This is a genomic window from Nocardiopsis changdeensis, from assembly GCF_018316655.1.
In the GTDB taxonomy this organism is placed as follows: Bacteria; Actinomycetota; Actinomycetes; order Streptosporangiales; family Streptosporangiaceae; genus Nocardiopsis; species Nocardiopsis changdeensis.
In genome coordinates this window covers 6,838,406-6,857,722 of record NZ_CP074133.1, presented here as the reverse complement: position 1 = coordinate 6,857,722, position 19,317 = coordinate 6,838,406, and the positions used below count along the sequence as shown (strand labels likewise).

Annotated in this window: 15 protein-coding genes; 11 read left to right on the top strand and 4 right to left on the bottom strand. The window is 75.7% G+C overall.

Annotation, left to right across the window (positions count from 1 at the left end):
* The first annotated feature begins 193 nt into the window (after positions 1-193).
* The 5 genes from KGD84_RS30795 (at position 194) to KGD84_RS30775 (ending at position 7,608) form a co-directional block, all read left to right on the top strand.
* A complete protein-coding gene (locus KGD84_RS30795; protein WP_220565404.1) occupies positions 194-1,444 on the top strand; it encodes an SWIM zinc finger family protein in 1,251 nt (416 codons plus the stop codon).
* Positions 1,441-2,970, top strand: a complete 1,530-nt coding sequence (locus tag KGD84_RS30790) for a DUF5691 domain-containing protein (RefSeq protein WP_220563802.1) — start codon at positions 1,441-1,443, stop codon at positions 2,968-2,970. The genes KGD84_RS30795 and KGD84_RS30790 overlap by 4 nt, the downstream gene beginning before the upstream one ends.
* Positions 2,967-4,085: an ATP-binding protein gene (locus KGD84_RS30785; RefSeq protein WP_220563801.1), complete on the top strand. Its 1,119-nt coding sequence runs from the start codon at positions 2,967-2,969 to the stop codon at positions 4,083-4,085. Before KGD84_RS30790 ends, KGD84_RS30785 begins: the two co-directional genes overlap by 4 nt.
* Positions 4,085-6,436 (top strand): DUF5682 family protein, encoded by a 2,352-nt coding sequence (locus KGD84_RS30780; RefSeq protein WP_220563800.1) that lies wholly within the window; start codon positions 4,085-4,087, stop codon positions 6,434-6,436. Before KGD84_RS30785 ends, KGD84_RS30780 begins: the two co-directional genes overlap by 1 nt.
* Positions 6,437-6,534: 98 nt before the next feature.
* Complete coding sequence (locus KGD84_RS30775; protein ID WP_370634672.1) at positions 6,535-7,608, top strand: VWA domain-containing protein; 1,074 nt, start codon at positions 6,535-6,537, stop codon at positions 7,606-7,608.
* Positions 7,609-7,803: 195 nt separating this feature from the next.
* On the opposite strand, the gene KGD84_RS30770 is transcribed toward KGD84_RS30775, so the two are convergent.
* Entirely contained in the window at positions 7,804-8,304 is a 501-nt protein-coding gene (locus tag KGD84_RS30770; RefSeq protein ID WP_220563798.1) for a hypothetical protein, read from the bottom strand.
* Between the two features lie 101 nt (positions 8,305-8,405).
* On the opposite strand from KGD84_RS30770, the gene KGD84_RS30765 reads away from it, so the two are divergent.
* The gene (locus KGD84_RS30765) at positions 8,406-9,734 is read left to right on the top strand and encodes a hypothetical protein (RefSeq protein WP_220563797.1); all 1,329 of its coding nucleotides are present in this window, start codon (positions 8,406-8,408) and stop codon (positions 9,732-9,734) included.
* Between the two features lie 79 nt (positions 9,735-9,813).
* Positions 9,814-10,791: a hypothetical protein gene (locus KGD84_RS30760; RefSeq protein ID WP_220563796.1), complete on the top strand. Its 978-nt coding sequence runs from the start codon at positions 9,814-9,816 to the stop codon at positions 10,789-10,791.
* 48 nt (positions 10,792-10,839) lie between these two features.
* On the opposite strand, the gene KGD84_RS30755 is transcribed toward KGD84_RS30760, so the two are convergent.
* Together KGD84_RS30755 and KGD84_RS30750 are read right to left on the bottom strand one after the other, a co-directional pair.
* On the bottom strand, positions 10,840-11,208 hold the full coding sequence (locus KGD84_RS30755; protein WP_220563795.1) for a DUF3140 domain-containing protein: 369 nt from the start codon (positions 11,206-11,208) through the stop codon (positions 10,840-10,842).
* 46 nt (positions 11,209-11,254) lie between these two features.
* The gene (locus KGD84_RS30750) at positions 11,255-12,292 is read right to left on the bottom strand and encodes an SDR family oxidoreductase (RefSeq protein WP_255646904.1); all 1,038 of its coding nucleotides are present in this window, start codon (positions 12,290-12,292) and stop codon (positions 11,255-11,257) included.
* A 162-nt stretch (positions 12,293-12,454) separates the two neighbouring features.
* Between KGD84_RS30750 and KGD84_RS30745 the strand changes: the two genes are divergently transcribed.
* Together KGD84_RS30745 and KGD84_RS30740 are read left to right on the top strand one after the other, a co-directional pair.
* Positions 12,455-14,335, top strand: coding sequence for a glycoside hydrolase family 15 protein (locus KGD84_RS30745; protein WP_220563794.1), 1,881 nt, complete (start codon positions 12,455-12,457; stop codon positions 14,333-14,335).
* Positions 14,325-14,861 carry a DUF1360 domain-containing protein gene (locus KGD84_RS30740; protein ID WP_220563793.1) on the top strand — a complete coding sequence of 179 codons (537 nt, stop codon included), beginning with the start codon at positions 14,325-14,327 and terminating at the stop codon, positions 14,859-14,861. Before KGD84_RS30745 ends, KGD84_RS30740 begins: the two co-directional genes overlap by 11 nt.
* Positions 14,862-14,921: 60 nt before the next feature.
* Here the strand turns inward: KGD84_RS30740 and KGD84_RS30735 are convergent, their stop codons facing one another.
* Complete coding sequence (locus KGD84_RS30735) at positions 14,922-15,362, bottom strand: hypothetical protein (protein WP_220563792.1); 441 nt, start codon at positions 15,360-15,362, stop codon at positions 14,922-14,924.
* A 174-nt stretch (positions 15,363-15,536) separates the two neighbouring features.
* On the opposite strand from KGD84_RS30735, the gene KGD84_RS30730 reads away from it, so the two are divergent.
* Positions 15,537-16,664, top strand: a complete 1,128-nt coding sequence (locus KGD84_RS30730; protein WP_220563791.1) for a PQQ-dependent sugar dehydrogenase — start codon at positions 15,537-15,539, stop codon at positions 16,662-16,664.
* A gap of 102 nt (positions 16,665-16,766) precedes the next feature.
* The gene (locus KGD84_RS33655) at positions 16,767-19,286 is read left to right on the top strand and encodes a VWA domain-containing protein (RefSeq protein ID WP_220563790.1); all 2,520 of its coding nucleotides are present in this window, start codon (positions 16,767-16,769) and stop codon (positions 19,284-19,286) included.
* Positions 19,287-19,317: the final 31 nt, after the last annotated feature.

The following is a 19,317-nucleotide window of genomic DNA, read 5'->3' as shown; positions in this document are numbered from 1 at the left end:
ATCGCCGAGGGGGCGCGCCCGGGCCAGCATGGCACGCCCGGGCGACAATCCGGTGAAGCCTCTCCCGGGCCTTCCCGCAGGGCTCGTTTTGTCGGGGTCGACCCGTAGTGTTCTTGTTGTGAGCGACCGATGGAGTATCGACGACGTATGGGCCGTCGCCCCGGACGCCGCGTCCCGCAAAGCCGCCGTCAAGGTGGGCAAGGCGGCGTCGTGGCCGCAGCGGGGGGCGGTCGCCGCGTCCGCCGGCGGCACCTCCGCCGTGTGGGGCGAGTGCCAGGGCAGCGGCTCCAAGCCCTACCTGGCCGCCGTCCACCTGGACGGCGGCACCGGCCCCGCCTACAAGTGCAGCTGTCCCAGCCGCAAGATCCCCTGCAAGCACGTCCTGGGCCTGCTCGCCCTGTGGGCACAGGGCGAGGTCGCCGACCGGGAGGACAAGCCCTCCTGGGTCGGCTCCTGGCTCGACGGGCGGGCCGCCCGGCAGGCACGCGCCGCGGACCCCGCCAAGGCGGCCCCCGCCGACCCGGCCAAGGCGGCCGCCACCCTGCGGGCCCGCGAGGAGGCCGTCGCCGCCGGACTGGCCGAGCTGCGCCTGTGGCTGCACGACCAGATCGACGCCGGGCTCGCCGAGGTCCCCAAACACGGCTACGACCACTGGGACCGCATGGCCAAGCGGCTGACCGACGCCAAGGCGCGCGGCGCCTCGGGCTGGGTCTCCCGGCTGCCCTCCGTGGCCCGGCAGGAGAGCTGGCCCGAGCGGGTCCTGGAGCACCTGGGCCTGCTCCACCTGCTCATCGACGGCTACGGGGCGGGCGACGCCCTGGGCGAGCGCACCCGCGGCGCGATCCGCTCCCGGGTCGGTATCACCCTCAAGGCCGACGAGGTGCGGGCCGGCGGCGAGAGCGTCGGCGACACCTGGGTGGTGCTGGGCCGGCGCACCGTCCCCGGCGCCGAGGACGACATGACCGGCCTGCGCGTGTGGCTGCGCGGCGCCCGGACCGGGCGCACCGCCCTGGCCCTCAGCTTCGGCCGTGCCGACCAGGCGCCCACCACCCCCTACCGGCTCGGCACCGCCGTGGAGGCCGACCTGTCCTTCTACCCCGACGGCCACCGGGTCGTCCCCGACCCGGGCACCGAGCTCCCCGGACCCGTCCCCCAGGGCACCACGGTCGCCGGCGCGCTCGACGCCCACGCCGCAGTCCTCGCCGAGGACCCCTGGCGGGAGACCTGGCCGGTGGTCCTGGCCGACGCCGCACCCGCCCGGGACGACCGCTGGTACCTGGCCGACCCCGGCGGCGACGCCCTGCCCCTGGCCACCGGCGTCCCCCGGCGCCTGCTGGCGGTCACCGGCGGGCGCCCGGCCACGGTGGCCGCCGAGTGGTCGCCCGCCGAAGGACTCACCCCCCTCGCCGTTTGGGACCGGACCGGAAAGGCGATCCCCCTGTGACCACCCCCTCCCCGGCCCCCGACTCCTGGGACCTGCTGGTCTCCGCCGCGCTCGTGGGCACCGCCCGCCGCGCGGTCCCCGAGACCCCCGACCTGCCCGCCACCGGCGAGAGCGAGGGCGCGGCCGCCCTCCTCGACCGGGCCGCCCTGGCCACCGTGCGCCGCCTGGCCGGGTACACGCCGGCCCGGGTCGACCCGATCGACCCCGACCCCGGTCCCGACCTGCCCGAGGTCGGGGAACAGGCCGTCCGGCGCCTGGAGGCGATCCTGGCCGACCGCTCCGAGCTCCTGCCCGAGTGGCTGGAACTGGTCGCCGCCGCGGGCCTGCGCGCCCCCGCCGAGCACCTGCCCGCCCTGCTGGACCGGGGCGCCCGCGACAGCGCGCTGCGCTCCGCGGTGGCCGCGGCCGGCGGCTCGCGCGGGCGCTGGCTGGCCCGGTTCGACCCCGACTGGGCGTACCTGCTCACCGAGTCCGACCCCGCCGACGTCTTCGACGAGGACACCTGGCTGCACGGCACCGAGGGCGAGCGCCGCCGCATGCTCGGCGCCCTGCGCGCCGCCGACCCGGCGCGGGGCCGCGAACTGCTCGCCGCCGTCTGGCCCGACCTGCGCAAGGCCGAACTGCGCCGCCGCCTGCTGGAGGCGATGGAGACCGGCCTGGGGCCCGAGGACGCCGACCTGCTGGAGACCGCCCTCGACGACAAGGGAGCCAACGTCCGCGGCCTGGCGCTGTCCCTGCTCACCCGGCTGCCGCACAGCGCCCACGCCGACCGGCTGCGCGACCACGTGCGGGCCCACGCCGGGCCCGGCCCCAAGGACACCGTCGTGGTCACCCCCGTCGAACCCGACGAGGCCGGCCTGCTGCGCGACCTCGCCCTGGCCCGGCCCACCGGCGAGATCGGCCTGCGCGAACGCTCCGAGTACCTGTGGACGCTGGTCACCCGCACACCGCTCGACGTGTGGACCGACCTGCTCGGCACCGATCCCGCCGGGGTCCTGGAGCGGGTCGCCCGCTCCGGCGACGACGAGCTGCACGACGCCCTCCTCAACGCCATCGGCGTCCAGGAGGACGCGGTGTGGGCCCGCGCCGCCCTGGGCCTGCTGGAGGGCCGGGTCACCGACCGGATGGTCAAGGCCGCCCGCGGCCGCCGCTCCCTCCAGCTCGAACCGCTGCTGCGCGTCCTGCCCGTCGGAGAGCGCTGCGCCCTGGTGGAGCGCTCCTTCGGCCCCGGCACCGGCACCCGCGACGTGTGGTCCCTGCTCAACGCGGTGCCCGGCCCCTGGACCGCGAAGCTGGTGCACCAGGTCGTGGACCGTCTCGGCGGCAAGGGCTGGGACCGCGACCAGGGCGGCTACCGGTCCGTGTGCCTGCTCGTCGCCGAGCGCACGCCGCCCGAACTGGTCCACGACCTGCCCAGGGAGACCCCCAACCTGGCCGCCGTCGGCGGCGGCCCCAGCGACCACGCCTACCAGAGCCTGCTCAACACCCTTCGCTTCCGCCTCGACATGCACAAGGAGCTCGTGTGACCACCTCCTCCGCCCCCTCCATCTCCACCGACGCGGCGCAGGCCCTGCGCCCGCACGCGGAGCAGACCTACGCCGCCGAACTGGAGGCGCTGGCCAAGGCGGACGACCGGCGGCGCCCCCCGGGCTGGCGGCTCTCCCCCTGGGCGGTGACGCAGTACCTCCTGGGCGCCACCCTGGAGGACGGCACCGAGATCACGCCCAAGTACATCGGCGCCCGCCGCGTCGTCGAGGTCGCCGTCGCGACCCTGGCCACCGACCGCGCGCTGCTGCTCATCGGCGTCCCCGGCACCGCCAAGACCTGGCTGTCCGAGCACCTGACCGCCGCGATCTCCGGCGACTCCACGCTCCTGGTGCAGGGCACCGCGGGCACCTCCGAGGAGGCCGTCCGGTACGGCTGGAACTACGCCAGGCTGCTCGCCGAGGGCCCCTCCCGGGAGGCGCTGGTGCCCAGCCCCGTGATGACCGCCATGGCGCGCGGCGCCATCGGCCGCATCGAGGAGCTCACCCGCATGCCCTCCGACGTGCAGGACGGCCTCATCACCGTGCTGTCGGAGAAGGCGCTGCCCGTGCCCGAGCTGGGCATCGAGGTGCAGGCCCAGCGCGGGTTCAACATCATCGCCACCGCCAACGACCGCGACCGCGGCGTCAACGACCTGTCCAGCGCGCTGCGCCGCCGCTTCAACACCGTGGTGCTGCCGGTGCCCGACAGCGCCGAGGACGAGGTCCGCATCGTCACCCAGCGGGTGGAGCAGCTGGGCCGGTCCCTGGAGCTGCCCGACGTGCCCGCCGGGCTCGACGAGATCCGCCGGGTGGTCACCGTGTTCCGCGAGCTGCGGTCCGGGGTGACCGAGGACAACGGCACCAAGGTCAAGTCGCCCAGCGGCACGCTGAGCACCGCCGAGGCGATCTCGGTGCTCACCAACGGGATCGCGCTGGCCGCGCACTTCGGCGACGGGGTGCTGCGCCCCGCCGACGTGGCCGCCGGGATCCAGGGCGCCGTGGTCCAGGACCGGGTGTCCGACGGCGTGGTCTGGCGCGAGTACCTGGAGACCGTGGTCCGCGGCCGCGAGGGCTGGGGCGAGTTCTACCGCGCCTGCCGCGAGGTGGGCGCCTGATGGCACGACTGGACACGAGCGGTCTGCACGTCCTGGGCGTGCGGCACCACGGGCCGGGTTCGGCCCGCGCGGTCCGGGCGGCGCTGGCCGAGATCAAGCCGGACGCGGTCCTCATCGAGGGGCCGCCGGAGGCGGACGCGCTGATCCCGCTGGTGGGGGAGCTGGAGCCGCCGGTGGCGCTGCTGGTGCACCTGGCGGACCCGCCCAAGGACGCCGCGGCGTCTGCTGCTGGGAAGAAGACTACTGCGGCCGGAGGCCGTCCGTTGAGGGTGGCGGCGGGCGACGGGTGGGCGTTCTGGCCGTTCGCGGCGTTCTCACCGGAGTGGGAGGCGCTGCGCTACGCCGCCGAGAACGACGTCCCGGTGCGGTTCTGCGACCTGCCCGCCGCGCACACCCTGGCCGAGCGGCTCGCCGAGACCGAGGCGTCGGAGGAGGACGGGGCGGCGACCGAGGAGGGTGTCACCGAGGACCCCGAGGCGGTCGGCCGCGACCGGCTGCGTCTGGACCCCCTGGGCGTGCTCGCCGAGGCCGCCGGGTACGACGACGCCGAACGCTGGTGGGACGACGTCGTCGAGCAGCGCGGCGACGGCGAGCCCTCGCCGTTCCCCGCCATCGCCGACGCCATGGCGGCCGTCCGGGAGGAGAGCGGCCCCGAGCAGGGCCGCGGCGCCCGCCGCGAGGCGTACATGCGCCAGGTGCTGCGGGCCACCCTCAAGCAGGGGCACGAGCGGGTCGCCGTCGTCTGCGGCGCCTGGCACGCGCCCGCCCTGCGCGGCGTCGCCGACTTCCCCGTCAGCGCCGACACCGGACTGCTCAAGGGCCTGCCCAAGGTCAAGGTCAACGCCACCTGGGTGCCCTGGACCCACGGCCGGCTGGCCTCCGCCAGCGGTTACGGCGCCGGGGTCACCGCCCCCGGCTGGTACCACCACCTGTACACCGCCCCCGACCTGCCGATCCACCGGTGGCTCACCGAGGCGGCCCGGCGGCTGCGCGAGGAGGGCCACCACGTGTCCTCCTCGCACGTGATCGAGGGCGTGCGGCTCGCCGAGAGCCTCGCCGTCCTGCGCGGCCGCCCCCTGGCCGGGCTCGACGAGGTGTCCGAGGCGCTCACCGCCGTCCTGTGCGAGGGCGAACCCGTCCGCGCCGCCCTGGTGCACCACGCCATGGCGATCGGCGAGCGCATGGGCTCGGTGCCGCCCACCACGCCCATGGTCCCGCTGCAGCGCGACGTCATCGCCGCCCAGAAGCGGCTGCGCCTCAAGGCCGAGCCGTTCGACCGCGACCTCGACCTCGACCTGCGCAAGGAGGGGCACCGTGAACGCAGCGTCCTGCTGCACCGGCTGCGCATGCTCGACGTCCGCTGGGGCGACCCGCAGGAGACCTCCGGCGGCAAGGGCACCTTCCGGGAGGCCTGGCGCATCCGCTGGGAGCCCGAGCTGGACGTGGCGCTCATCGAGGCCAGCCGGTGGGGCACCACCGTCGCCGGGGCCGCCTCGGCCCGGGCCGCCGAGCGCGCCGCCGACGCCGACCTGCCCGAACTGACCGCCCTCACCGAGCAGTGCCTGCTGGCGGACCTGGCCGACGCCCTGCCCGGCGTGCTGTCCCTGCTCACCGACCGGGCCGCCACCGACGGCGACGTCACCCACCTGATGGGGGCACTGCCGCCGCTGGCCCGCTCCGCCCGCTACGGCGACGTGCGCGGCACCGACGCCGCGCACCTGCGCACCGTCGCCGAGCAGATCCTGCGCCGGGTCTGCGTGGGGCTGCCCCCGGCCGTGCACGGCCTCGACGACGAGGCCGCGGCCCGGTTCGTCACCCGGATCGACCACACGCACTCCGCCGCCACACTGCTGGGCGGCGAGGCGCTCGCCGAGTGGGAGGCGACCCTGGCCTCCCTGGCCCGCCGGGAGACCCTGCCCGGCCGGATCTCCGGGCGCCTCAACCGGATGCTGTCCGACGCCGGGCACATCGACGCCGACGAGCTGCGCCGCCGCCTGGGGCTGGCCATGTCCCAGGGCACCGAGCCCGCGGCGGCCGCGGCCTGGCTGGAGGGCTTCCTCCAGGGGAGCGGGCTCGTGCTGGTCCACGACGACCGGATGCTCGGCCTCATCGACGCCTGGCTGCTGGGCCTGCCCGAGGAGCGGTTCACCGCGGTGCTGCCGCTGCTGCGCCGCACCTTCGGGGCGTTCGACGGCACCGAGCGCCGCGAGATCGGCGAGGCCGCGGCCCGGCTGGGCGGCGCCCGCCGGGTCGAGGTCCGCGCCCGGGCCGCCGTGGACGCCGACCGGGCCGCCCCCGCCCTGGCCACCGCCCTGGCCATCCTCACCGACGGAAGGAAGCGCGCATCGTGAACGCCACGGACGCCATCGACGAGCGCGAGCGCCGCTGGCGGCTGGTGCTGGGCCGGGAGGCGCGCTGCCCCTCCGGGCTGGGCACCACCGACCAGGCCATGGACTCCGCCCTGGAGGCCCTCTACAACCGGGGCGACGCGGGAGGCTCCGGCACCGGCGGCGACCGGCGCTCCGCGGGCCTGGGCGGCTCCGCCCCCCGGGTGGCCCGCTGGCTCGGCGACATCCGGGAGTACTTCCCCTCCACCGTCGTCCAGGTCATGCAGAAGGACGCCATGGAGCGGCTGGGCCTGCAACAGCTCCTCCTGGAGCCCGAGATGATGGAGGCCGTCGAGCCCGACGTCCACCTCGTCGGCACCCTGCTGTCCCTCAACCGGGTGATGCCCGACAAGGCGCGCGAGTCCGCCCGCGCCCTGGTGCGCAGGGTGGTCGAGGACCTGGAGCGCCGGGTCGCGCAGAAGACGCGCTCGCTGGTGCAGGGCGCCATCGACCGCTCCGCCCGCACCCACCGGCCGCGCCGCGTCTCCGACATCGACTGGAACGCGACCATCCGCCGCAACCTCGCCCACTACCTGCCCGAGCACGGCACGATCGTGCCGCAGACCCTCGTCGGGTACGGGCGGCGCAGCCAGGGCGTGCAGAAGGACGTGGTCCTGGCCATCGACCAGAGCGGGTCCATGGCGTCGTCGGTGGTGTACGCGAGCGTGTTCGGCGCGGTGCTGGCGTCGATGAAGACGCTGCGCACCTCGCTGGTCGTGTTCGACACCGCGGTCGTGGACCTCACCGAGCAGCTCACGGACCCGGTGGAGGTGCTGTTCGGCACCCAGCTGGGCGGCGGCACGCACATCAACAAGGCGATCGCGTACTGCCAGGGGCTGATCGACCGGCCCGACGACTCGATCTTCGTGCTGATCAGCGACCTGTACGAGGGCGGTGTCCGGGCGGAGATGCTGCGCCGGGTCGCGTCCATGCAGGCGGCGGGGGTCCAGGTGGTGGTCCTGCTGGCGCTGTCCGACGAGGGCGCGCCGTTCTACGACCGCGAGAACGCGGCCGCGCTGGCGGAGATGGGGGTCCCGGCGTTCGCCTGCACCCCGGACGTCTTCCCGGAGCTGATGGCCGCCGCCATCCAGGGGCAGCCGCTCACCGCGTGGGTGGACAAGCAGAAGGACGCCTGACCGCGTTCCGGGCGGCCCCGGGGCGACAAGGGACCGAAGCCCCGGATGGGGCGCCGCGCCCCGGGGAAGGAATGCGGCCGGGAATCCGGGCCACCAGGTGGGGCCGTGGGCTGTTCACCGGTGGGGCACCCAGGAATACTCGATCCGGGCGGGCGGGGCTGTGGCGGTCTCCGCCCGCCCTTCCCGTGCCGGGGGTCAGCCGCCGTAGAGGTGGACGCGGTCGTCGACGTCCACGGCCGGCGCGGAGTCGCGCGGGGCCCGGTACCCGATGCGCAGGGTCCAGTCGCCGTACGTCCAGTCCGACTGGTGGGACAGGGCGGTGAAGCGGAAGTTCGCCCGGTAGCGGCCGACCTCCCCGGGCCGCAGGGTGAACAGGGGGCGCGGCCAACGCCGGGGGAAGGCCTCCGTGCCCCCGGGCGCGCGGGACACGGTCAGCAGGCCGCCGTGTTCGCGCAGGCGCAGGGACCAGGGGATCTCGGACCGGGGGACGTACCGCGCCTCCTCCCGGGGCTCGTAGTCCCACCGCTCCCACATCTCCACGTTGTGGAGGAGGACCTGTTCCGGATCCGGCCCGGGGAGGTCGGGCAGGGGGAAGGCGTCGGGCAGCCCGCGCCGCAGGTCCGCGGACCGGGCGTCGCGGCCCGCCTTGGTCCACCACACGGAGACGCGCTGCACGGTGATCGGGGGAGTGCGCATGTCCCCATCATGTCCCAGGGACACGCGGACGCCGCCTCGGTCGCACAACGAATCCGATTGATTACTTTTAGTGGTCAAAGTGTCTCGGAAAGCGGTGTGCGGTGTCCTCACGATTCTCGTCCCTGGCGCGCGCCACCGCCGGGGCCTCCGCGGTCGCCGTGCTGGCGGTCCTGGCCTCTCCCGCGCCGTCGTCGGCGGCGGCCGGGGAGGAGGTCTGCGCGCACGTCCGCGAGGACGGCTCCTGTGCGCTGGTGCTGACCGGAGGCCCGGCGGCGCCCGCGCTCCGGGCGGACGGCCCGTGGCTGGAGGTCCCCGGCCGGGACCCCGACTGCCGCACCGGGGAGGGCGTGCCGGTCGAGGTGTTCCCCGGCGACGACGGAGTGTTCCACCTGGCCCCGGGGGAGGGGACCGTCTTCTGCGACGTCACCGCGCAGGCGAGGGGCGGGGAGGCCGCCGGTCCGTCCGGGGCGGCGGAGGCCGCCGAGTGGGCGGGGTCCGGGGGTGCGCCCGAGCCCGGCCGGTCCGCCGATCCGTCCGGCGCGGCGGGGACGCCCGGGGCCACCGGGGGCGGTGGGGTACCCGGGACCGGCGGGGGAACGGACTCCTCTGCCGTCCCCGAGCCGGTCGACCGGCCCGGTGCCGCTGAGACTCCGGAGGCGCCCGGGACCGACGGGCGGTCAGAGTCCTCGGCCGTTCCCGGGCCCGTCGGCCCGTCCGGAACGGTGGAGGCTCCGGGGACCGCCGGGGACGGCGACGCCCCCGAGGCGTCGCCGCACGGGGAACACGGTGGGGCACCCGGGGAGGGGCACTCCGGGACCCCCGGGGAGCCCGGCGGGGAAGAGGCCCCCGCCGACCCGGCGCCCTCCGCCTCACCGTCACCGGAGTGCCTCGGGAACGGCGAGGAGCACGAGGGTTCGCGGGAGTGGCAGCGCTTCCCCGTCGAGCGGACCGGCCCCTGCCGGGGCACGCCCCTGGCGCAGTGGCCCGACCTGGAGGCCGCGGCCGGGCAGGCGGGCCGGCTCGCCTTCGTCGACCTCGCCGACCGGTTGGGCGTCTCCGTGTTCGACCTCGCCGAGCACCTGGGCGTCGACGGGGTGCGCGGACTGTCCCGGCGCTCCGTCGACGAGCTGGCGGGCATGCTCGGGATCACCCCGCAGGACCTGGTCGACCGCTCTGAGGAGGCGGCCGCGGCGATCATCGCCGCGGAGTCGTCCTCACTCGCGGGCGGAGTGTCCTCACCAGCCGACGTGGCTTCCTCACTCGCCGGCGGGGCGTCCCCGTCCCTCGTCCGCCGGAGCGGCGGCCTGTTCGGGAGGCCCGACCGGCTGCCCGACACCGGCCCCCGCGCCGCCGTCCTCGTGCACGGCGGCGTCCTGCTCACCGCGGCCGGTGCCCTGGTGCTGCTGCTGGCCCGCCGACTCCCGTCCTGAACCGGTCACCGGGGCCGGGAACCCCGGGCCGCCGCCGGGAGTCCCACACGTGGGCGCGACCGAGGGGGGAAGGGACCTGGTGGACGGAACGCACACGGGTGATCTGCTGGCGGGGGACGACGACGGGCCGGAGGAGGTCAACGACCTCCTGGACGACGGCGGCGACACCGTCAGCGGCGCCAGCCGATCGCTGCTGGCCGAGCGTTCGCCGGACGCGACGAAGACGACCGTCCTGCTCCGGGACGAGCTGGGCCTGCCCACGGTGGGCGAGATCGGCGGCGACCTGCTGGGCGTGGAGGCCGAGGCCGCCGCGCGCGACACCGGCCTGCCCGGCCGGGCGGTGGGGCTGCCGCCCCGCCCCGTGCCGGACACGGTCATCGACGAGGCCGACCATCCCGGGCTGGCGCTGCGCGCGGTGTCCCTGCGCGGCGACCGCAACCGCGCGCGGGGCCTGCCCCGGCAGGAGTCCTTCGGGCTGTACCCCCTGGAGCACGCGGGGGAGCCGTTCGTTCTGGCCGTCACGGCCTGCGCGTTCCCCTCGGTCAGGGACGCCGACCGGGTCCGCCGGCTGCTGTGGCGCGGTGCGGCGGCCGAGATCGCCGGGCTCGCCGCGCCGCTGCGCGACCCCGAGCACTTCCGGAAGCTGTGCGCGCAACTCCTGGGCCGCGCACTGGAGTACGGGCCCACGGGCGCCCTGACGGCGGCGCTGCTGCGCCTGTCGCCCGAGGGCGAGACCACCGACTGCCTGCTGTTCGGGACCGACGTCGCGTCCGCCCGCCTGCTGCGCGGCGGCGAATGGGAGCCGCTGCCCGCCACCCTGCCCGCCGACCCGGACGGGATCCACGTCAACGGCCACCGCATCGCCCCGGGGGAGGCGCTCCTGCTGTGCGGTTCCGGGCTGTCCGGCCCGATGGCCGACGCCGAGACCGCCGAACGGCTGGCCGCCCAGTGGGGCTCGGGCCGGGTCCCGGGGCGCATGGAGTTCGCCTGGCAGCTGGACTTCCGCGCGGACGGCCACGACGACGACCGCACCGCCGTCTGCCTCTGGGGCCTGTGACCCGACCGTCCACAGCCTGTGGAAAACCCCCGCCCGCTCCGGGCGGGGTCAGCCCGTGAGGTCCTCCTCGTCGGGGCGGACCGAGTCCGGGCGCAGCGGGTCGTGCCCCACCGACATCAGGGACCGCCGCCAGGCGGGGTCCTCGCGGCGGGGCTCGGCCAGGAGCCCGCGCACGTGGTCCGTGACCCGCTCCATGAGGTCGATGTCCGCACCGGTGAGGTCCGTGCGCCGCTTGCGGAGCACGGACACCACCTCCTCGCCCCTCGGCGACACGCCCAGGTCGGGTTCGGTCCGCTCGAAGGCCTCCTCGCCCGAGGCGTCGGTGAGCAGCCATTCCCGCAGCTCCTCGCCGGTCATGTTCACCACCGCGTGGAACGCGTCCCAGACGGCGTCGGCGCGTTCGTCGTGCTCGGCCATGTCCCCTCCTCGTGTTCGGCTCCTGTGGCCGTGCCGCCTGCCCCGGTCAGGACCTGGCGGCCCGGACGAGGCCGTAGACCCCCGCCCCCGCGGCGAAACCCGCCAGGCCCGCGACCGCCAGGGCGCCGCGGCGCCGGCTCGCCTCCTGGAGCAGGCTGACCTCGCGGGCCTCGTCGTCGAACTCCCCGTGGGCCCCGTGGTCGTGCTCGGCGTCCAGGGGGGCGAACAGGTTGTCCCGCTCCGGCGGGGCGGCGTCGCGCACCTGGCCCTCGTAGCCGGTGCGGGCCAGGTAGAGGTCCAGCAGCCGGGGCGCGAACCGCTGCCCCAGCACGGTGGCCACCGTCGAGGGCGCCACCAGGTACCGCCTCCTGCGGGGGTGCTCGGCCGCCCACACGATGGCCCGGGCCGCCACCTCCGGCTGGTAGACCGGGGGCACCGGGCGGGTCCGGGCGCCCATGCGGGAACGCACCCAGGAGAACTGGGGGGTGTTGACCGCGGGCAGGTGCACCTCGGTGAACCGCACCCGCGAACCGTCGCGGAGCAGTTCGGCGCGCACGGAGTCGGTGAACCCGCGCACCGCGTGCTTGGCGCCGCAGTAGGCCGCCTGGTAGGGGATACCGCGGTAGGCCAGCGCCGACCCCACCTGCACGACCACCCCCCGGTCCCGGGGGAGCATCCGGGCCAGGGCGGCCCGGGTACCGTTCACGTAGCCGTGGTAGCAGACGTCCGTGGCCCGCGCGTACTCCTCGGGCCCGGTCCGCGTGAACGGGGCGATGACCGAGGCGAACGCCGAGTTGACCCACACGTCGACCGGCCCCAGCTCCTCCTCGGCCCGCGCCGCAGCGCCGTCCACGGCCGCGGGGTCGCTCACGTCCACCTCCACGGCGAGGGCGGGCGCCCCCAGGGCCTCGGCCTCCCGCCGGGCGGCCTCCAGCCCGGCCCGTCCCCGCGCCAGCAGGGCCACGGAGTACCCCCGCAGGGCGAACTCCCGGGCGGTGGCCCGGCCCACGCCCGCGGAGGCCCCGCTGACCACCGCCACCCCCCGGTCCCCCGGTGTCCTGTCCACCCCGGTCCTCTCGTCCACCCCGGTTCCTCCTCCGAGTCACCCGGTCGTTCGCGCGCCGGTGGCCACTACCCGGCGCCGCGCGTTTCATGTCCCCGCCCGTCCGGCCCCACCTGCGGTTTCATTCCGGGCTTCCGGGGCAGTCGGATCGGAACGGCGCAATCGACCGTCGCGGAGACGCCCATGAACCGGATGACCACGGACATCGGTGACCACGCCTTCCTCTCCGACTGCCACACCGCGGCCCTCGTCGGAGCGGACGGGGCGGTGGTGTGGATGTGCGCTCCGGCCTTCGACGGGCCGGCGTTCCTGGCCGGCCTCCTCGACCCGGAGCGCGGCGGCCGCTGGACCATGGAGGTGGCGGACGCGCGCCCGGCGGAGCGCTCCTACCTGGACGACAGCCTCGTACTGGAGAGCGTCTGGCGGGGCGAGGACACGGAGGTGGCCGTCCTCGACCTGCTCGCCCTGCGGCGGAACGGGAAGGGGGCGGACCTGTTCCGGGAGGGGCTGCTGCTGCGCATGGTGGAGTGCCGCTCGGGCGCCGCCGCGGTGCGCTCGCGCCTGTCCGTCCGGCCGGACTTCGGCCGCGGGAGCCCGGCGTGGGAGCAGCGGGGGGAGCACCTGGCGGAGACGACGTCGGGGCTGCTGCTCTCCGGCGGCCCCGCCCTGCGTGTGGACGAGGACGGCGACGTCGAATGGCGTGCCGAGCTCTCCGCCGGGGAGCACGCCCTGATGTGCCTGGACTACCTGCACGGGGAACGGGCGGTGGGCGAGGAGGAGGGGCGGGCCCTGCTGGAGGAGACCCTCGCCGCCTGGCGGGCGTGGGCGGGGCGCAGCGACTACCGGGGGGTCGGGGCCGAGCACGTCGACCGGAGCCTGCTCGTGCTGCGGGGGCTGCTCCACGAGGAGACGGGGGCGCTGATCTCGGCGCCCACCACCTCCCTGCCCGAGTGGCCGGGCGGGGAGCGCAACTGGGACTACCGCTACGTCTGGCACCGCGACGCCCCCCTGGTGGTCCTGACCTTCATGCGGCTGGGCCACATCGAGGAGGCGGAGCAGTACCTGCGCTTCCTGCTGAGCGCGTGCGGTGAGCCCCGCGGCTGGATCTCGCCTGTCCAGACCGTCCGGGGCGCGCCGCCGCCGAAGGAGGAGGAGCTCACCCACCTCTCCGGCCACCTGGGATCGCGCCCGGTGCGGGTGGGCAACGACGCCCACGGCCAGCACCAGCTCGACGTCTACGGCCACATCCTCGATGCCGCCCTGTACTACCACCAGGTCACCGGGCGCCTGAGCGAGGAGGACCTCGCCCGCCTGGTGTCCGTGGCGACCGTGGCGGCCGACGTGTGGCGGGAGCCGGACGAGGGGATCTGGGAGGTCCGCGGAGAGCGGCGGCACTGGACCAACTCCAAGGTCTACGCCTGGGTCTGCCTGGACCGCGCGATCAGGCTGGCCCGGCTCACCGGCCGCGAGGACGAGGTCCCCGAGGAGCGCTGGGCCGCCGAGCGCGACGCGATCCGGGCCGAGGTCCTCCGGCGCGGGTACGACCCGGAGACCGGATCGTTCGTCCGCTACTACGGGTCCTCCCGTGTGGACGGCTCCCTGCTGCGGCTGCCGCTGCTGGGCTTCCTGGAGGGGGACGACCCCCGGGTCCTGGGCACGCTGGCGCGCGTCGACGAGGAGCTGGGGGAGGCGGGGTTCCTCGTCCACCGCTACGACCCGGCCGAGACCGACGACGGGCTGGAGTCCCCGGAGGGGGCCTTCCTCCTGTGCTCCTACGACATGGTGTCGGCCCTGGCGCTCGCCGGGCGGGAGGAGGAGGCGCGCCGGCGGTTCGAGGAGCTGTGCGGCCGGTCGGGGCCCCTCGGGCTCCAGGCCGAGGAGATGGCGTCCGACGGCTCCATGCTGGGCAACTTCCCCCAGAGCTTCACCCACCTCGCCCTGATCGAGGCCGCCATGAACCTGGAGTACGCCGACGACACGGACGCCCTGCACGCCTGGGCCGACCGCAGGGGGCCGGGCACGGGGGAGGGCGAAGGGGAGAGGAGTGCCGACCATGAACAGTGACGCCACCGACCCGGTGCAGGGGGCCAAGGAGGCGGTGCGCCGGGAGGCGGAGATCTACCGGGACGGCAGCGACCAGCCCCTGGGCGGCTACGCGGCGGCGATGGCGGTCTACGCGGCCTCCGTGGGCGCGGGCCTGGTGGCGGTGAAGCTGGCGGGACGCCGGAGCGACGCCCGGGTGGGGCCGTGGGACCTCGCGCTCATGGGGCTGACCACCCACAAGGTCTCCCGGCTGCTGGCCAAGGACCCGGTCACCAGCCCGCTGCGGGCGTTCTTCACCCGCTTCCGCGGGGCCTCGGCGCCGGCGGAGCTCTCCGAGGAGGTGCGGGGAGAGGGCGGGCGCAAGGCCGCCGGCGAGCTGATCACCTGCCCGTTCTGCACCGCGCAGTGGATCGCCACGGGGTACGCCTTCGGGCTGGTCCTGGCGCCGGGGCTCACCCGGAGCGCGGGCGCGGTGTTCAGCGCGGTGGCGGTCTCCGACTGGCTCCAGCTGGCCTACGTCCGGCTGCAGAAGGCCCAGGAGGGGTAGCGTCGGCCCCGGCCCGCGGCCCCGGCCGGCGCCGGCCCCGAGCCCGGGACGGTCGGCGCCTCAGGCGCGCCCGCCACCGTCCTCGGGGTCGTCCTCCTCCGGTTCCCGGCCGCCGGCCACGCTGGTCTCCGGGGGAGCCCCCACGACGAAACCGAAGAACACGTGGTCGGCGAGCAGTGCCCACCGCTCCCCGGGGTGGTCCCTCCGGGCGTGCCCCAGGCCGAGCGCCGGGGCGAGGAGCACCTCGAAGAGCCCCCAGGCGAGGACGCCGTAGACGGGGCCGGTGAGGCGCGACGCGCGCAGCCCCCTCGGGAGGAGCGCGAACACGGTGCCCGCGGTCGCCCCGTACGTCCAGTGGGCCAGCTCGATGACCGCGGTCCTCCTGTTCTCGGGGAAGGCCTCCAGCAGCGGCGGAACGCCCTGCCGCAGGATCTCGTCGGGCGGTGTGCGCTCGACGAGCCCCAGCCCCACGGTCGCCTGCCGCATCCCGGTCATGGCCATGGATCCCACCGCTCCGCGCACCGAGCCCCTGAGCCACGGGTGTCGCGGAGGGGAGCCCTCTCTCCTGCCCATCGTGCCCCTCCCTCGGGTCGTGTGCATTCCCCTGACCCGAATCCCCGGGTTCACACATGGGCCCGGGCGGGTCGGGGGCGCGTCGGCGGGTAAGGGGCGGGCATGAGATCCACAGTGCGCACAGGAGCGGCGGGGCGGGCCGCGGCCGCCGCCGCGGCGGCGGCCCTGACGGCCGCCTGCGGGGCCGGCGGCACGTCCGGCGACACGGCGGGCGGTGCGGACCCGGGCGCCGGGGGCGCCCCGGGCACGGCTGGGGCGGCCGTGGGGGAGCCCCGTGTCCACGCCACCGGCCTGGAGGTCCCCTGGGGGGCGGCCGTGCTGCCGGACGGCTCGGTGCTGGTCGCCGAGCGGGACTCCGGCGAGGTGGTCCGGGTGGCCGAGGACGGCACCGTTGCGACGGTGGGCTCGGTGGACGGCGTGTCCCCCGGCGGCGAGGGCGGGCTGCTGGGGCTGGCCGTCGACCCCGCCTTCCCCAACGAGCCCTACGTGTACGTCTACTTCACCTCCTCCTCCGACAACCGGATCGCACGCCTGGAGTACGACCCGCAGGAGGGCCTGACCGGCCAGGAGACCCTGCTCGACGGCATCCCCGCGGCGGGCAACCACAACGGCGGCCGGATCGCGTTCGGCCCCGACGGCTTCCTGTACGCCGGCACCGGCGACGCCGGGGACCCGTCGCTGTCCCAGGACAGGGACTCCCTGGGCGGCAAGATCCTGCGGATCACCACCGAGGGCGAGCCCGCCGAGGACAACCCCTTCGGCAACGCGACCTACAGCTACGGCCACCGCAACGTCCAGGGCCTGGCCTGGGACGAGGAGGGGCGGCTGTACGCCACGGAGTTCGGCCAGGACGAGTGGGACGAGGTCAACCTCATCGAGCCGGGCGGCAACTACGGCTGGCCCGAGGTGGAGGGCGAGGGCGGCGGCGACGGGTTCGTCGACCCGCTGGTCACCTGGACCACCGACGAGGCCTCGCCGAGCGGCGCCGCGGTGGCGGGCGGCTCCCTGTGGGTGGCCTCGCTGCGCGGTGCCCGACTGTGGGAGGTCCCGCTCACCGGGGACGGCGGTGTCGGGGAGCCGACGGCGCACTTCACCGGGGAGTACGGGCGGCTGCGCACGGTCGTGGTCACCTCCGAGGGCGACGCCCTGTGGCTGTCCACCAGCAACCGGGACGGCCGGGGCGACCCGGTCGAAGAGGACGATCGGCTGTTCCTGGTGCCTTTGGGGTGAGTGCTCGGTATCCGGGGCGCGGGTGACACGCGGGGAGGATCATCCCGTTGCCCACCCTCCGCTTGATTACTCTAAGTAGTAATTAACTGCGGAGGGTGAGCTATGTCCGTGTTCCCCAGGGGTGCGCGACGGTCCGGACCGGGACGCGGGCCGCTGTCCGCGGCCCTCGCGCTGATCGGCGCCTTCTCGATGGTCGCGGTCACGTCCGGAGGCGCCTCGGCCCAGCCCGTCCCGACCGGCTCCGAGGTCGTCGTGAAGGTCGGCGGGGTCCGCGCCGGGGACACGCCCGGCGCACTGGACGGTGTGGTCCTCGGGCTGTTCGAGAACGCCGACGACGCGGAACCGGTGGCCGAGTGCACCTCCACCGGCGGCACCTGCGCCTTCACCGTCCCCGGCACCGACGGCACCACCCGGCTCTGGGTCAAGGAGGTCGGGGTCCCCGACGGGTGGTTCTCCAACCCCGCGCTGCGCACCGGGGAGGGCAGCGGCGAAGCCTCGCAGGCGGACCCCTACGTGTTCAGGACGCCGCTCCTCGAACCCGGCGGGACCTACACCTCCGGCGCGGAGTTCATGGCCCAGGGCGGCGGCGCGGCCCGGGACGCCTCCGGCGGGTACTGGCAGGTCTCGCGCGACAACGTCCCCCTCCCGCAGCGGTGCGGACTGGACATCGCACTGCTTCTGGACACGTCCGGTTCGGTGGAGGACGAGCTCCCCGAGCTGAAACAGGCCGCCGACACCATCACGGACTCCCTCGTGGGGACCCCGTCCCAGATGGCCCTCTTCTCCTTCTCCAGCTCCTCCCCGGCGGAGCAGGGGGAGAACCACCCCGACCTGGTACCCGTCACCACCCCCGAGCAGGCCGACGCCTTCAAGGCCCTGTACCGGGACTGGGCGGCCGAGGGCGGGACGAACTGGGACGTCGCCCTCGATACGGTGGCGGGCGCCCAGGCGCACTACGACCTCGTGCTGATGATCACCGACGGCGACCCCACCTTCTACCGGAACGAGCAGGGGCCGGGGAGCTTCACCCGCTTCCGGGAGGTGGAGGAGGCGGTCTTCTCCGCGAACCTGCTCAAGGAGAAGGGCTCCAGGCTGGTCGCCGCCGGGGTCGGCGACGGCATCGACACGGAGACCGAACTGAACCTGCGGGCGGTCACCGGGCCCGTGGAGTTCGACGGGTCGAACATGCTGGAGGCCGACCACCTGCACACCGGCGACTTCGGGGCCGTCGGCGAGGCCATCCGCGAGATGGTCGGGCAGATGTGCTCCGGCAGCCTGTCGGTGACCAAGATGATCGTCCCCGAGGGGAACGGGGAGGGCGATCTCAGCGGCGCGGTGCCGGCCGGCCCGGGCTGGACCTTCGAGGCCGGGACCGGGACGGAGGGGGCCGCCGTCGACCCGGCCTCGGCGACCACCGGGGCCGACGGGACCGGGACGGTCAACTTCGCCCTGACCTACCCGCACGGCGCGGAGTCGGCGGTCGTCGAGATCACCGAGCGGCAGCGGGACGGCTACCGGCTGGTGTCCCAGGACGGCGAGACCGCGCGCTGCGTGGAGCTGACCGGGGAGGGCGGGGGCGAGCCCCTCGACGTCGAGTCCCGGCCGGGCGACGACCCCGCCTTCGCGGTGTCCGTGCCCGCGGCGGCCCCGGTGAACTGCACCGTCTACAACCAGAAGGCGCCGGAACCGCCGGCCGACCTCACCGTTGACAAGTCCTGGTGGATCGACGGGCTCGTCTACCCGGAGGGGGAGCAGCCCGACGGGTTCGGGTCCGCCCTGAGCCTGGCCGACGGCGAGGCCCTCGCCCCGCAGCCCTGGGGCGAGGCCCGGGGCGGGTACACGGTCGGCGGCACGGTGGCGGGGCAGGAGGTCATGACGGCGCCGGAGCAGTGCTTCCTGGTGCTGGCCGAGGCCCGGCCCGAGGGGGAGGAGAGCCCCTTCGACGGCCTCGAACCCGGGGCGGAGGGCACCCGCGAGGACAGGTACCGGGAGGACTTCGGGTTCGCCCTGCCCGCGGAGCACAACCGCTACACCGTGTACAACGCGTTCACCTGCGACACCCGGCTGACGCTGGTCAAGGAGGTGGACAACACCGGCGGCGGCACGGCCGGGCCCGGCGACTGGACGCTGACGGCGGCCGGGGACGGCGGGACGGTCAGCGGTCCCGGGGGAGACCCCGCGGTGACCGGGGCGGCGGTCGTCCCCGGCGGCTACGAGCTGGGCGAGGCGGGCCCCGAGGGGTACACCGCGGGCCCGTGGAGCTGCCGGGCGGAGGGCTCGGACGAGGAGCTCGCCGCGGGCGGCACGGTGGAGGTCGGCCTGGGCGAGCACGTCACGTGCCGGGTGCGCAACACCTTCGTGCCCGGACCGGGCCCGAGTCCGTCGCCGAGCCCGACACCGGACCCGTCACCGAGCCCGTCGCCCGGTGAGGAGCCGAGCCCGTCGCCCGAGCCGGGCGGACCCGGCCCGCGGCCCCCGGCCCCGGACGGGCCCCCGGACAGGGGCGGGCTGCCGGTCACCGGAACGTCCGTGCTCGGCGCCGTCGCCGCAGCGGCACTGCTCATCGCGGCCGGGGTGATCTCCCTGTTCCTGGTGCGCAGGCGGCCGCGGGCCGAAGGGTAGCCCGGGGCGGGGGCGGGGTCCGCGCTCTCCT

Excerpts from the sequence above, each read along its gene's own strand:
- KGD84_RS30780 (WP_220563800.1), top strand. The coding sequence starts at position 4,085 with ATGGCACGACTGGACACGAGCGGTCTGCACGTCCTGGGCGTGCGGCAC.
- KGD84_RS30775 (WP_370634672.1), top strand. The coding sequence starts at position 6,535 with ATGGACTCCGCCCTGGAGGCCCTCTACAACCGGGGCGACGCGGGAGGC.
- KGD84_RS30770 (WP_220563798.1), bottom strand. The coding sequence starts at position 8,304 with ATGCGCACTCCCCCGATCACCGTGCAGCGCGTCTCCGTGTGGTGGACC.
- KGD84_RS30755 (WP_220563795.1), bottom strand. The coding sequence starts at position 11,208 with ATGGCCGAGCACGACGAACGCGCCGACGCCGTCTGGGACGCGTTCCAC.
- KGD84_RS30745 (WP_220563794.1), top strand. The coding sequence starts at position 12,455 with ATGAACCGGATGACCACGGACATCGGTGACCACGCCTTCCTCTCCGAC.
- KGD84_RS30740 (WP_220563793.1), top strand. The coding sequence starts at position 14,325 with ATGAACAGTGACGCCACCGACCCGGTGCAGGGGGCCAAGGAGGCGGTG.
- KGD84_RS30735 (WP_220563792.1), bottom strand. The coding sequence starts at position 15,362 with ATGGCCATGACCGGGATGCGGCAGGCGACCGTGGGGCTGGGGCTCGTC.
- KGD84_RS30730 (WP_220563791.1), top strand. The coding sequence starts at position 15,537 with ATGAGATCCACAGTGCGCACAGGAGCGGCGGGGCGGGCCGCGGCCGCC.
- KGD84_RS33655 (WP_220563790.1), top strand. The coding sequence starts at position 16,767 with ATGTCCGTGTTCCCCAGGGGTGCGCGACGGTCCGGACCGGGACGCGGG.